The sequence below is a fragment of the Brevibacterium sanguinis genome (assembly GCF_003315415.1).
In the GTDB taxonomy this organism is placed as follows: Bacteria; Actinomycetota; Actinomycetes; order Actinomycetales; family Brevibacteriaceae; genus Brevibacterium; species Brevibacterium celere_A.
This window is the reverse complement of record NZ_QNSB01000006.1, coordinates 24,070-37,709: the sequence shown is the minus strand read 5'-3', so window position 1 is coordinate 37,709 and position 13,640 is coordinate 24,070. Positions and strand designations below refer to the sequence as shown.

The 13,640-nt window shown below is 65.2% G+C and carries 13 protein-coding genes; 9 read left to right on the top strand and 4 right to left on the bottom strand.

What is annotated here, in order from left to right:
• Positions 1 to 49: 49 nt before the first annotated feature.
• Entirely contained in the window at positions 50 to 721 is a 672-nt protein-coding gene (locus DFO65_RS10040; protein WP_113904297.1) for a response regulator transcription factor, read from the bottom strand.
• A complete protein-coding gene (locus tag DFO65_RS10035) occupies positions 718 to 2,550 on the bottom strand; it encodes a sensor histidine kinase (protein WP_245940604.1) in 1,833 nt (610 codons plus the stop codon). The genes DFO65_RS10040 and DFO65_RS10035 overlap by 4 nt, the downstream gene beginning before the upstream one ends.
• A gap of 141 nt (positions 2,551 to 2,691) precedes the next feature.
• On the opposite strand from DFO65_RS10035, the gene DFO65_RS10030 reads away from it, so the two are divergent.
• On the top strand, positions 2,692 to 4,179 hold the full coding sequence (locus DFO65_RS10030; RefSeq protein ID WP_113904296.1) for a CitMHS family transporter: 1,488 nt from the start codon (positions 2,692 to 2,694) through the stop codon (positions 4,177 to 4,179).
• A gap of 64 nt (positions 4,180 to 4,243) precedes the next feature.
• On the top strand, positions 4,244 to 4,705 hold the full coding sequence (locus DFO65_RS10025; protein ID WP_113904295.1) for a universal stress protein: 462 nt from the start codon (positions 4,244 to 4,246) through the stop codon (positions 4,703 to 4,705).
• Positions 4,706 to 4,951: 246 nt separating this feature from the next.
• Here DFO65_RS10025 and DFO65_RS10020 read toward each other — a convergent pair whose 3' ends face one another.
• Positions 4,952 to 5,404 carry an Lrp/AsnC family transcriptional regulator gene (locus DFO65_RS10020; protein ID WP_113904294.1) on the bottom strand — a complete coding sequence of 151 codons (453 nt, stop codon included), beginning with the start codon at positions 5,402 to 5,404 and terminating at the stop codon, positions 4,952 to 4,954.
• 214 nt (positions 5,405 to 5,618) lie between these two features.
• On the opposite strand from DFO65_RS10020, the gene DFO65_RS10015 reads away from it, so the two are divergent.
• From DFO65_RS10015 to DFO65_RS09990, 7 genes are all read left to right on the top strand, one after another.
• Positions 5,619 to 7,178: an APC family permease gene (locus DFO65_RS10015; protein WP_113904293.1), complete on the top strand. Its 1,560-nt coding sequence runs from the start codon at positions 5,619 to 5,621 to the stop codon at positions 7,176 to 7,178.
• Positions 7,178 to 8,362: a C45 family autoproteolytic acyltransferase/hydrolase gene (locus tag DFO65_RS10010; protein ID WP_220151267.1), complete on the top strand. Its 1,185-nt coding sequence runs from the start codon at positions 7,178 to 7,180 to the stop codon at positions 8,360 to 8,362. The genes DFO65_RS10015 and DFO65_RS10010 overlap by 1 nt, the downstream gene beginning before the upstream one ends.
• A gap of 93 nt (positions 8,363 to 8,455) precedes the next feature.
• The gene (locus DFO65_RS17190) at positions 8,456 to 8,866 is read left to right on the top strand and encodes a VOC family protein (protein WP_220151266.1); all 411 of its coding nucleotides are present in this window, start codon (positions 8,456 to 8,458) and stop codon (positions 8,864 to 8,866) included.
• Positions 8,752 to 9,675, top strand: a complete 924-nt coding sequence (locus DFO65_RS10005) for an SDR family NAD(P)-dependent oxidoreductase (RefSeq protein WP_342766923.1) — start codon at positions 8,752 to 8,754, stop codon at positions 9,673 to 9,675. Before DFO65_RS17190 ends, DFO65_RS10005 begins: the two co-directional genes overlap by 115 nt.
• A gap of 84 nt (positions 9,676 to 9,759) precedes the next feature.
• Complete coding sequence (locus tag DFO65_RS10000; RefSeq protein ID WP_220151264.1) at positions 9,760 to 10,818, top strand: aromatic ring-hydroxylating dioxygenase subunit alpha; 1,059 nt, start codon at positions 9,760 to 9,762, stop codon at positions 10,816 to 10,818.
• Positions 10,808 to 11,893, top strand: a complete 1,086-nt coding sequence (locus tag DFO65_RS09995) for a PDR/VanB family oxidoreductase (protein WP_113904291.1) — start codon at positions 10,808 to 10,810, stop codon at positions 11,891 to 11,893. The genes DFO65_RS10000 and DFO65_RS09995 overlap by 11 nt, the downstream gene beginning before the upstream one ends.
• Before the next feature lie 78 nt (positions 11,894 to 11,971).
• Complete coding sequence (locus DFO65_RS09990) at positions 11,972 to 12,781, top strand: polysaccharide deacetylase family protein (protein WP_113904290.1); 810 nt, start codon at positions 11,972 to 11,974, stop codon at positions 12,779 to 12,781.
• A 70-nt stretch (positions 12,782 to 12,851) separates the two neighbouring features.
• Here DFO65_RS09990 and DFO65_RS09985 read toward each other — a convergent pair whose 3' ends face one another.
• Positions 12,852 to 13,526, bottom strand: coding sequence for a hypothetical protein (locus tag DFO65_RS09985; protein WP_113904289.1), 675 nt, complete (start codon positions 13,524 to 13,526; stop codon positions 12,852 to 12,854).
• Positions 13,527 to 13,640 lie beyond the last annotated feature (114 nt).

Sequence of the window (13,640 nt, the reverse complement as noted above, 5' to 3'; positions counted from 1 at the left end):
GGCCGAGACGGCACTCCTGGCTCGGGTGGCTGTTGCGAGTCCGCCGGAATCATCGTGCCGAACCCGAATCGGTTCCGTACAGATGCTCCGGACGACCCGTGCTTCCATACTGCAGGGTGACGGTGACGGCTCGTGATTCGGCGAGCTTCGCGAGGTGCCGCTGCGCTGTCGCCCGTGAGGTGCCGACCGCCTCGGCGACTTCCAGTGCGGTCATCGGACCCGACGCGGACTCCAGGGCGCCGAGGATTCGACTCGTCGTCGACGAACCGGGCCCGCTGGCCGAACCGGTTCCCGACGACGAGACATCGTGGAGGCCGCGGAGAAGGCGTTCGAGGCTTGATTGATCCACCTTCTCCCGATTCCAGTATCGGCGGTAGCGGGCATAGCGGCGGAGGAACCTCTGCAGGACATCGGCCTCGAAGGGTTTGACGATGTACGTCAGTGCTCCGGAGCGCAGGGCCGAGCGCACGATCCGCGGATCGGCCACCGCAGACAGCACAGCCGCGTCGACCTCTGTCTCACGGATGAGCTCGACTCCGTGTCCATCCGGAAGGACGTAGTCGGCGAGGAGCAGATCGACCTCCTCGGTGGCGAGAACGGCACGAGCCGCATTCAGGTCCCGGACGGGCTCCAGAGCGCGAAAGCCGGGCACCTCATTGACGTATCGGCAGTGCAGCTGACCGACGTAGAAGTCGTCGTCGAGCACCAGAACGGTCGTCATCGTCTCTCCTCGTCGTCGAACTCATCCTCGGTGTCGGACATCGGCTGGTGGTCGCCGTCGAGGATTGACTCGTCGGCATCGGTACTGGTGAGCACGCCGGGAAGTCGCACCCCGAAGCTCGCGCCGCCCAGGTTCGCGTCATGGCCGTCGACCAGCCACACCCGACCGCCATGGCGGCGGGCGACACGGCGGCACAACGCCAACCCGATTCCCAGGCCATGGCCGTCGCCGGCGACGCTTCCGCGTGCAGAACGCTCCGATGCCGAGGCTGACTTCCGCAGTGGCCCGCTGACCCCTTCGTCGAAGATCTGTTCGGCGTCCTCGGCGGCCACGCCGTCACCGGTGTCGGTGACGACGACATGCAGCTCGGTTCCGGAGCTGAGCAGTTGGACCTCGACGGTGGAGCTCCGGTCGTCGACGACAGACCCCTCGTGATCGCGATCCTGCGTCGTGGACTGCACGTCCGCCTGCACCACGGCCCGCACAGCGTTGTCGATGAGGTTGCCGAGGATCAGGGTGACGTCCTCGGGGTCGGTGACCCGGCCGAGCACGAGGGAGTCGGAAGTGACGATCAAGCGCACTCCCGCCTCGGCGGCGGTGGTTCCCTTGGCCTCGAGCAGGGCACTGAGGTACGGATCGGTGATGAGCTCGATGCCCTCGACCGGGGTCGCGATCGGGCCGGTCCGCAGGATCGTCGCGAGGTAGCTGCGCGCCTCCTCGGTTGCGCCCGTGTCGACGAGACCGAGCGCGGTATGGAGGCGGTTGGCGAATTCGTGGCGCTGCGCGCGCAGGGCCTGCGCCATCGTCGTCACCGACTCGAGCTGCTGGGCCATCGTGAGCATCTGCGTCTCGTCGCGCAGGGTCACGACGCCGCCGACGGAGACGTCACCGTGCTTGACCCGGACGGCGGTGGCGAGGAGGATGCGGTCACCGACGGTCAGTCTCCGGCGCAGTGCCCCGCGTTCGGGCGCCTCGGCCATGAGCCGGTGGATCGACTCCGGCACCTGCGGCAGCTCGGGAGCGGATCCGTCTGCCCCGCCGAGTGCCGGCTCGGTGTCGAGCAGGCGGTTGGCCACGGAATTGCTCAGGGTCACCTCGCCGGTCAGATCGAAGCCGAGCACCCCGTCGTCAAGGCCGTGGAGGACCGCACCTTGATCCCGGGCCATCTCCGCGAGTTCCTCCGGCCCCACGCCGAGAGTCTCGCGGCGCAGACGGCGCCCCAGGGCCACCGAGGCGAGCACGCCGAGGCCGAGCGCGAGGACGGCGACCGAACCGAGGGCGAGGAACTCGCGGCGGAGATCGGCGGCGAGCACCGAGGTGTGGATCCCCACCGACACCTCACCGACGACGGTGCCGTCCTCGGCAGTCGAGTAGATGGGCACCTTGGCACGCACGGTCGTGCCGAGCGTCCCCCGGGCGTGGGTGACGGACTCTCGCCCGGCGAGCGCCTCGGCGGGGGAGGTGGAGACCATCTTCCCGACCTTCTCCGGGTCGGGGTGGGTGAGACGGATGCCGCGGTCATCGGTGATGACGGCGAATTCGATGCCCGAGCGATCGCGCAGGTCATCGGCCATGTCCTGAAGGGGCTCGGTGATGGCCGGGTCCGGCTGCGCCGCCCTCTCCTGGGAGGCGCGGGTGGCGCCTTCACGCACGGTCGGGGCGATCGCCAGTGACCGCGCCGTCGATAGAGCCTCGGTCTCGGTCACATCGGTGACATTGCGGGCGCCCATCCACCCGAAGACAGCGGTGACCAGAACCAACATGACGATGACCACCGCGAGCTGGCTGAGCAGCACCCGGCGGGAGAACGATCCGGCGGAACGGGTCACATCGCCACTCTAGGACTGATGAGCAGAATGCGCAAAAGACACAGAACGGGCAGAACGCGTTCAGTGCATACAAGCGCGCGCCGCGACGGCCATCACACTAGCGTGTCCCGGTAACCACCTACGCCTTCGAAGGAGAAGCTCGTGCTCGTCATCCTCGGCTTCGCCATGATCATCGTCTTCATGACGCTCATCATGACCAAGCGTCTCTCGCCGATCCTGGCGCTGATCATCGTCCCGACCATCTTCGGTCTCTTCACCGGCGCCGGTCTGGGCATCGGTGACATGGTCATGGATGCCATCGCCGAGATGTCGTCGACGGCCGCGCTGCTGCTCTTCGCGATCATCTACTTCGGCATCATGATCGACGTCGGTCTCTTCGACAAGCTCGTCGAGTTCATCCTCAAGGTCGCCGGCAACGACCCCGTCAAGGTCGTCATGGGTACCGCGCTGCTCACCGGCGCCGTATCGCTCGACGGCGACGGTTCGACCACGTTCATCGTGGTCACCGCGGCCATGCTGCCCATCTATCAGCGGCTCGAGATGTCCCCGGTCGTGCTCACGTGTGTGGCCGGCCTCATCAACGGCACGCTCAACATCGTGCCCTGGGGCGGACCGACGGCTCGAGCCTCCTCGGCGCTGCGGATCGACGCCAACGAGATCTTCGCTCCCATGGTTCCCGCCCTCGTCGCGGGTCTGCTCCTCTGCGTCGTCTTCGCCTACTTCCTCGGCCTCTCCGAACGTCGCCGCCTTGCGAAGAACGGCGTGAGCTGGGTGAACGAGAAGGGGTCCGGTTCCGATCGCCGCGAACTCGTCGGAGCCGTCGCCCGCCAGTCCGCGGGCGCCTCGGTCGGAGCGGGTTCGGGCGCGGGAAAGTCCGGCTCTTCCGCAGCTACCGCCGGCACCGGCTTCGGATCCGACGCGGATTCGACCAACGGCACCACCGCCTCGGCGAGCGGCGGCAACGGCGCTTCTCTCATCGGAACCGCGCTCGACCCGAATCGGCCGACCCTGCGACCGAAGCTGTTCTGGTTCAACCTCGGCCTCACCGTCGCCGTCATGGTTCTGCTGGTCCTCGATCTGCTGCCCCTGCCGTATCTGTTCATGATCGCCATGGTCATCGCCCTCATGGTCAACTTCCCCAACATCAAAGCGCAGCAGGAGGAGCTGGCCTCCCACGCCTCGGCGATCATCGCCGTTGTCGCGATGGTCATGGCCGCCGGAGTGCTCACCGGGATCATGAGCGGCACCGGCATGGTCGACGCGATGGCCGCGTGGCTCGTCGACGTCATCCCCGCCTCGATGGGACCGTTCATGGCCCTCATCACCGGACTCCTCTCCATCCCGATGACGTTCTTCATGAGCAACGACGCGTTCTACTTCGGCATCCTGCCCGTGCTCGCCGAGACCGCGGCTCACTACGGGATCCCGGCCGCCGACATGGCCCGCGCCTCGATCACGGGACAGCCCGTGCACATGCAGTCCCCGCTGGTCCCCGCGATCCTCCTCCTCGTGTCGCTGGCCGGGGTCGACCTCGGCGACCATCACAAGAAGGTGCTGTGGCGGGCGCTGCTTGTGTCCCTGGTCATGCTCGTCGTCGGCGTGCTCATCGGCGTCATCGCTATCGGATGAGTCCCGCCAGCCGCGAATGCCGTTGCCATCGGCTGTCGTCACCATCGGTCAAGGAGTGTCCACGATGACTGATCTCTACTCGTCCTCCCCGCAGAGGTTCCCGACCCCATCGCTGCGCGTCGCGGCCTCGGCCGGCATCGACGAGGCGGCGCGCACCGTCGTCCTCGCCTACCGCACCGACTCCCCGCCCTCGGTCCTGGAGCGGGCGATCCGCTCGGCCCGTCAGGAGGAGGCTGCGCTGCGCACGGTGGTCTTCGAGACGGACGGTACCGCCGTGCCCTCGGCTCACGCACTGTCCGAGACCCAGGTCCTCGTCGGCGCGCTCGCCGAGTCCGGTCTCGAGTTCGAGGTCCAGCGGGCCGACACGGACGTCGCCTCACAGATCCTCGATCTCGCCGCAGACTGGAACGCTGAACTCATCGTCATGTCGATGCGCCGGCGCTCACCCGTGATGAAGCTGCTGCTGGGCTCGAGCGCGCAGAGGGTCATACTCGAAGCCGAGTGCCCTGTTGTCGTGGTGAAGTAGAAGGGGGGTTGGGGAGTCGGCCCGCCGCTGCCCCACTTTGCCAAACGTGCCCCGGGTCCGGACCACGTCGCTCCCGCCGCTGCCCCATGCTGTCTCGCTGGCGTCACCTGCAGCCGGGCCCAGCGAATCTAAGTGGGGCAACCGTCGAGGCGCATCGAAGACGATGACTGCCTCGCGGTTTTCGCGTACAGCGCACTGCTCTCGCGAGACTTGCCGAGTGCTCGGGCAAGCCCAGCGAGCGTTCTCTCAGTGAGATCCGTAGCGCAGTTTGTGGACTTTGAGGATGCTCGTGCATTCGGTGCGGACGATGCCGTCGATAGAGCCCAACGTCGTGACCAGGAATTCGCGGAGATGGTCGTTGTCACGAGTGGCGACCTCCACGCAGAGATCGGCGCGACCGGTGACTGTGGAGACGTAGGAGACCTCGGGCAGATCGACAAGGCGGGCCACAACCTCGTTGTGGGAACCCATGGCGATGTCGACGAAGATGAGGCTCATCTGCCTCTTCTCCAGGCCTGCGGGGTCGGCGAAGGCGACGATCTGCAGCGCGCCGATGCTCTGCAGGCGTTTCACTCGGGCTCGGACAGTCGCCTCAGAGGTGTCGACATTGCGGGCGATCTCTCGGAAGGCGCGGCGGCCGTCCTCTTCGAGTTCGGTGATGATCGCCCTGTCGAGGTCATCCATCGTCTCTGCTGCCATGACTCGATCCTACCGACCCAGCGAAGCGCGCGGACCGTCTGCGCAATGCGCGACCAAAACCCGGCAACAATTACCACATCGCGCTGATTCTGAGGCAGGGAGTTGTGAAAGTCGGAGCTGAGAAGTGTTGACAGCTCGCAATGCGTGACGTTAATCTCATTTCACAACGTATTGCGCAATGATGCCCTACGTCTCAGCCAGCAAAGGAACGCTCATGAGTGATTCTTTCCAACCCGACAACATCGAAGCCGCCGGCGTCCGCGCCGTGGACGCCGGAACGGTCGCCGCCGCGGTTGCCCCCGCATCGACCGCTGCAACTGCTCCAGCCCACGACTACGCCAAGACATTGCGCTGGTGGGACGGGTTCGCCATCAGCCTGTCCATCCCCGCCGCGTTGTTCATCAACCTCGGATACGCACTCGGTGCGATCGGTGCCCTTCCGGCGCTCGTCCTCGTCGCCATCGTCGCGGTGCTCGCATGTCTGCAGAACTTCGTCTACTCCGAACTGGCAGGAATCTTCCGCGACCGCATCGGCGGAATCGCGATGTATGCCAACCAGTCCTGGCGTCGCCGTTTCACCCCTGTCGGGCCGCTTGCGGCGTTCGGCTGCTGGTTCTCCTGGTCTTCGTCGCTGGCGATCTACGGGCTCCAGATCGGCTATCTCGTCCAGGCGGAATGGCTGCCGAGCCAGACCTGGTCGTTTTCGACGGGCACGGCGGACTTCGGCTTCCCGCACCTCGTCGCCATCGTCGTCCTTCTCGCCGGCTGGGTGCTCAACATCCTCGGCATGCGGCTGGCGATGTGGATCATCTACGTCACCGGTGTCTTCATCCTCATTCCCATCATCGGCTTCGCTCTTGCCCCGTTCCTCTCCGGGGAATGGTCGTGGTCAAACCTCGGCAGCACCCTCACCGCTTCCGGTGCTCCCGGCTGGCAGACTGCGATCGCCTGGATGTTCGTCCTCGCCTGGTCCGTCTACGGAATCGAGGCGGTCGCCTCGTTCGTGCCCGAGTTCAAGCAGACCGTCTCAGACACCCGTCGAGCACTGAGAGTCGCGGGATTCTTCGTCATCGGCGTCTATGCTCTCGTTCCCCTGGGCATCGGAGGCCTGGGACTTGAGGCCGAAGCGACGGAGAATCCGGTGAGCTTCTACCTCGGAGCCTTCGAGACGCTCATCCCCGGCAGTTCGGGCCTCATGACGGTCTGCCTCATCGCCGGCCTCATGCTGCTCATGGTCATGACCACCGCAGACGGGGGTCGAGTCCTTCACGGTTCCGCCGTCGACGGGCTGACCATCTCCCAGCTGGGCAAGCTCAACCGGTTCAAGGTACCCGGTGTGGCGATGACCCTCGACGTCGTCGTCAATGTCGTCCTCATCGTCTTCGTCGGCGAAGCCCTCGCCGTGGTCGTCGCCGGCATCATGGGCTACCTGGTGTGCCACATCTTCGCGCTCTCCGGCTTCCTCCTCATGCGCAGAGACGCTCCGAACGCCGACCGTCCGATACATCTCGGACCCCAGTGGGTTCCGATCGCCTGGGCTCTGCTCATCATCGACATCACGATTCTGATCGTCGGTGTCGCCAGCGCCGGGATCACCGGCTACGGCGGCCCGCGGGAAGTCATCATCGGGATCGTCGTGCTGTCCACCTCGGTGATCCTCTACTGGTACCGAACCGTGGTCCAGGACAAGCAGCCCTTCCGCCTGCGTGCTGTCGGCACGGCCGCCGAGGCGGCCGGTCCGAACGCAGGCCCCGTCGCTCCCGAGGTGCGCTGATGTCCGTGACGACGTTCCGATCGTCCCTGCTGGGACCGCAAGAACGAGGTGAGGAATTCGGTCGGGTGTTCGCCGATCGCATCGCCGAGACCGTCGACGGCTACCACGAGCTGTTCTCGCTCTCCCTCGGCGCCGAGGCCGACCTGGCGGATTGGGGAGCGCGGGCCGTCACCGCGATCGGGAGCTTCAGTCCTGCCGCGCTCGCGGAGATCGAGGGGATCGCTCGCGGCAGCCAGCAGCCGGTGACCCACCTTGCCGCGATAAACGCCCGCACGGAGATCCTTGCCGCGTGCAACCGCAGACGGGCCGCGCGAGCTGATGAGGGCGCGGACTCCACGATGGCACCGCGAGCGGGGGAGTGCTCGACACTCGTCCACGTCGACGACAGGTCGGACCCGATCGCCGTGCAGGTATGGGATTGGTACGACAATCTGGCCGACTCCTGGCTGGTATGGGAGATTCCCACTGCCAGCGGACTGGTCACGACGGTGACCGAATTCGGAATCCTCGGCAAGATCGGAGTCAACACCGATGGGATCGGGGTCCTGTTCAACATCCTCCACCACGCTGAGGACGGCCATGAGGTGGGTGTGCCCGTGCACGTGCTGGCACGCACGATTCTCGACACGTGCACAGATCTCAACCAAGCGCTGCTCCTGGCCGCCGGTGCTCGGGTGAGTGCTTCGACATCACTCACCGTCGTGGCCACGGCCGAACGAGAGCGAACCGATGCACTCGGTCAGGCGATGTCCACTGAAGGCAGGGTTCGCCCACCTCACCTCGACACAGAGGCGGTCTCCATCGAAGTCAACCCGGAGCGGATCGGCTACCACCTGCCGGATGCCCAAGGCGTACTCGTGCATACGAATCACTTCCTCGGCGCCGAGGCGGGGGAGGCCGACGAGGAGCTGCTCGCCGGTCCCGACACAGTCGTCCGTTATGCGGGGATCCATCGCCGGGCCCACCGCCGGCTGGAGGCCAAAGGCGCGCTGACCGTGCGAGACGCTATCGCGGCGATGGACTCCCACGTACTCGGTGGAGGCGGCTCCTGCTGTCATCCGGACGCCGGTCGACCGGACACCCCTCAATTCGCCAGCCTCGCCACCATCAGCCTCGATATCGCCGCCGGGACGCTCACCGCCCACGCCGGCGGGCCCTGTACCCACCCGCTGCTGGCCGGCTGACCCGCAGGTCCACTGCGGCGCAAACTGCGCCGAACACCCCCGTCAATCCGCACCTCATCGGACAGAGAAACCAACCCGAAAAAGGAGACAGCAATGGTCACCCTCAAACGAGTCGACAACATGGACATCCTCACCCACGACGTCGACCGGCTCGCGAAGTTCTATCATGAGACGCTCGGCTTCGACTTCCACTTCCCCTATGTGCCGGAGGAGGAATGGGCCGCGATCGACTTCGGCAACGTCACGCTCTACATCTTCAAATCCGAGGTCGGCCAACACGAACCGCGCCGCACCGCCGTCAATCCCGACAATTCGCCCGGCTACGACTCCATCGCCTTCGAGGTCGACGACCTGGAACAGGCCATCGCCGACCTCGACGAGAAGGTCGAATGGGTCGACGAGGTCATCGAGTGGGAGCACCCCTCCGGTGCCTCATACCGCTACCGTCCCTTCTACGACCCGGACGGCAACATGATGTACGTGACCCGACCGGTGCGGGCATGAGGTCTGCGACAGCAGTCGGCCGCGCTGCAGCGCCAGAGGAAGCGACCGTTGCCGACCCAGAGGACCTCACCGGCCGGGTCGCTCTCGTCACCGGGGCGGCTCGCGGGATGGGTCTGGCTCACGCGAAGGCGCTCGCCCGCCGCGGTGCTGACGTCCTCCTTGCCGACCTCGACGAAGCCGAAGCTCGCGCCGAGGCGCTCGCCCTGGGCCGTGACTACGGCGTGCGAACCCGGGGGGTCCGAGTCGATGTCACCACCGCCTCGGCGGCGGAGGAGATCACCGGGATCATCGGCGCACAGTTCGACGGGCGCCTCGACATCCTCGTCTCCAACGCCGGTCTGATGCACGACTGGCGCGGTATCGATGAGACCGAGCCGGAGGACCTGCGCCCATACTTCGACGTCAACGTGCTCGGTCCCTATGCGCTGGTCAAAGGTCTGCTCCCGCTGCTGCGCGCGTCGGAAGCAGCGCGCATCGTCTTCATCTCCAGCCAATGGGGGCAGGTCCCCGACGGCCATTCGTACGGGTACATGGTCTCCAAGGCCGCCCAACTGGGTCTGATGAAGGCGTTGTCGAAGGAGCTGCTCAACGAGAACATCCTCGTCAACGCGGTCGCCCCCGGCGCGGTCGCCACCCGAATGGTCCCCGCCGAGGCCTACGAGGAGGAGGTCGCAGCGATCCCGCTCGGTCGGCTGGCCTCGACAGAGGAGATCGCCGAGGTGGTGGGATTCCTCGCCACCGACGCTGCCGGCTTCATCGCCGGGCAGACGATCCCGGTCAACGGCGGAGCCCTCGTCGTCGGCATCTGAACCCATCACCCCGGACAGGTGCGTCACCAGCGTCCGCCCGCACCGGTGTCCCATCCCGAACCACAGAATCATCCTGGAGGAACAATGCCCACCAACAGAGAACGCGCCGAAGCCGCCATGCGCCGCTCCTGGTTCCCGGTCGCCCGCATCGCCGATCTCGACAAACCGCAGACGGCAGTGCTGCTCGGTGAGAACCTCGTCATCTACCGCGACCGTGCCGGCGATGTCGCCGTCATGGCCCGACGCTGCCCGCACCGCGGCGGCGATCTGTCGATCGGCGAGGTGCACGAGAACTCGATCGCGTGCTCCTACCACGGCTGGGAATTCGCGACCAACGGGGGTGCCTGCGTGCGCATCCCCTCGATTCCCGACCAGACGAAGATCCCGCCGAAGGCGAAGATCAAGACGTATCCGGCGGTCCTGCGCTACGGGCATGTGTGGACGGTCCTCGAGGACCCGATCACCGAGATGTACGACCTGCCCGAATGGCGTCAGACCGAGTTCGAATGGCTCGCCGGAGAGCCGATGGACTCGCACGCGGGGGTTGGAATCACGATCGAGAACTTCCGCGACGTCGCCCATTTCCCCTTCGTCCACAAAGTGTCGATGGGTCCCACCCCCGAGGTCGTCGAACCCCTCGATGTCCGACGAGACGGCATCGACGTGTGGATGGAACGCCCCCTCGACGCAGGTTCCGGCGAATGGGCCGGCGACGGCGACTGCATGATGTACTACCACTGCGTTGCGCCGGGCCTGGCCTCGATCACCTATGACTACGAGCGATACGGCAAGCGCATCGTCGCCGGCTTCCCCAGCCCTGTCGCCTACGATCGGGTGAAGATCTTCTGGGGTGTGGCCAACGAGGTCGGCTTCACCGGCACCTCCTTGGAGGAGAACCTGCGCCTGGAGACCATGGTCTACCACGAGGATCTGCCGATCGTGGAGAACATCGAGCCTCGCGAGATCCCCTGGGACCACGAATACCAGGAGTTCTCCGTCCCTGCCGACGTCTTCACCCTCAACTACCGCCGGTCCTTCATGGAGCTGATGACCCGAGTGCCCGCCGAGGCGTTCGCCGACGAGAGCGCGGGAGCTGAGGCGGCTGGTTCCGGAGCGGAGAGGAAGCTGGCTCATGTCGGTTGATTTCGACCTCCTCATTCCCGTCGAGGATCTGACCGCGCCAGAGCCCGTTTCCGCTCCCACGACCGTTTCAGCCCCCTCACGTGCTCAGGCTGCCGACCGCCTTACCCTCACCCTGCGAGTCGAGCAGGTGCGGCGAGAGGCAGAGGGAGTCAACTCGTTCGTCTTCGTCGACCCCGGAGGAGCCGAGCTGCCGGAATGGAAAGCCGGTGATCATCTCGACGTGCACCTTCCCTCGGGGACAATCCGGCAGTACTCCCTCTGCGGTGACATCGATGATCGATCCTCCTACCGAATAGCGGTGCTCGAACTTCCCCAGGGGAGAGGCGGCTCGCTCGAGGTCCATCGGGAGCTGCGCCCGGGACGGCTGATCGAGCTCGGAACGCCGCGCTCGAACTTCGCGCTCGAGGAAGCCGCAGAGTATGTGTTCATCGCCGGCGGCATCGGCATCACCCCGATCGTCTCGATGATCCAGTCGGTGGCCGCAGCCGGGAAACCGTGGAAACTCTACTTCGGCGCGAAATCGCGCGAGCATTTCGCGTTCCTGCCGGAGTTGGAGGCTCGTGGAGGCAAGATCTCCCTGTACCCGCAGAACGAATCCGGGTTCATGGACCTCGCCGATATCGTCGAACGCCATCCCGACGCCGAGCTGTACTGCTGCGGGCCCGGGCCGCTCATGGACTCGCTCACCGGACTCATGGCGGACGTTGGTCGCGCCGAAGCGCTGCACCTCGAACGCTTCTCCGTCGACCCTCTGGCCACGGTCGGTTCCAGCACGGGAGACGGTGACGCAACAGTAGGCGACAGTGACGGGACGTTCGAGGTCGAACTCGCCCGCACGGGTGGCAGTGTGAGCGTCGGCGCTGAGGAGACAGTGCTCGATGCTGTCCGCCGGGCCGGCGTCGACCATCCGTCCTCGTGCGAGATGGGCATCTGCGGCACCTGCGAGACCCGAGTCGTCTCCGGTGAGATCGACCATCGGGACAATCTGCTCACCGAGGCGGAGAAGGCCAAGGGCGACTGCATGATGATCTGCGTCTCGAGGGCCAACTGCCCCAAGATCGTCCTCGATCTCTGATCAGGCTTCCAAACCGAATCCTCCACCATTCACACACCTGCGCAGTCCACAAGCGCGGTCTTCTGCGAAGGAGCCATCATGTCCCTCTTCACGTGGCCCGAGAATCACGAATTCGGCGCGACGATCAGTTTCGACTTCGACGCCGAAGAGGTCTGGATCGGCGAGAACCCGGATAACGCCTCGAAACCCGGAGTCCTGTCCCAGGGCACTTATGGGCCCAAGCGCGCGGTGCCGCTCATCCTCGACATCCTTGACCGTCATGACGTGACTGCTTCGTTCTTCGTCCCTGGCAAGGATGCTGAAAGGCACTCCGAGGTGGTCCGGTCGATCATCGCCGCCGGGCATGAGATCGGCCACCACGGCTATACGCATACGTCGCCGACGGATCTCAGCCAGGAGCAGGAGGAGTTAGAGCTGCGGAAGGGGCGGGAGGTCTTGGAAAGGTTGGGGGCTGCAGTTGCAGGGTATCGGTCCCCGTCTTGGGAATTCAGTGCGCACACCCTCGACCTCCTCGAGGCAAACGGGTTCACCTATTCATCGAACCTTCTCGACGACATCGTCCCCTACAAGCACGAGAACCACGAAGTCGCTGAGGTGCCGGTGTCCTGGCTGCTCGACGACGCTCCGCACTTCTGGTTCGCCAACGATGAGAAGACGATCCGCTCGCCTCGCGAGGTCCTCGATTGCTGGCTGCCCGAGATCGACGGCATCGCCGAGCTCGGCGGCCACGTCATGGTCACCATGCATCCGATGATCATCGGCCGGCCCTCGAGGCTTAAAGTTCTTGAATCGACGATCGAACGGCTCAAGGAACGCGGAGCATGGTTCGGGACGGCTGGCGAGGTTGCGGGGTTGGTGCCTGCTCTGAAGACACGTCAGTCATCCTAAGGACAGCAGATCTGTGCTGACGTCCCGAACCAGATGTTCAGCCTCGCTCCTGGTGCGCTTCAGGGACGGATCACATTCGAGCCGTATTGCTTTGGTAGAGCCAGACACCGTGGTCGAAGTGACTGAGCGTGGCACCGAGGCCGCTGCGCTCATGAGCGGCAGCCATCAGCGATCGGGCAGTAGCGCTGTCGACGGTCTCCAGGCCTTGCACTGTGAGCGCGGTATTGACGAAGCGACAGATCATCGTGTCAGCTTTCACGCCAGGGCGTCCGAGCAGCATCGAGAAGTACTCAAAGGTGACCCACCCGAGACCGCGGACTCTTACATAAGCGCGTTTGAGCTCGTCAACTCCATGGTCGTGCGCGTATCGGCGGAAATCCTCTCCGGAGTTGATCCCCAGCTCCACCAGACTCTCAGCTGCCTCGATCACGGCGGAACTCTTCGTCCTCTGCGACGTCTGCGAGATACCCATCTCCGATTCGATTGCCGAACCTCCGAGTGCAATGAGCTTCCCGAGGTCATTGACTACCTGGCCATGAGCGTGTCGGAATGAATTCAGCCTGTTGAGCACGCCTCTGCCGGGAGTGTTGGACCTGTACTGCGCGCGAATCGAGTAGACCGCATCGACAAGCGATGTCGAGATCTCGTCGGGCCAGCCGCCGCCGAAAACGGCGAAGTTCTCCTCCGGCACCACCTGAACATGCTTGAGCATTGCGGCGATTCGGTCGTCCTCAAGTGTCGTCATGCCATAACTGTAGTGCCCTTCGGTCAGAAGAGTGCGCGCAGGTGGGAGCCGCCAGGTGCAATCAACGCAAAGCGATCGGAAATTCGTGATGTGAGATGCCATCTCAGCAGGCAG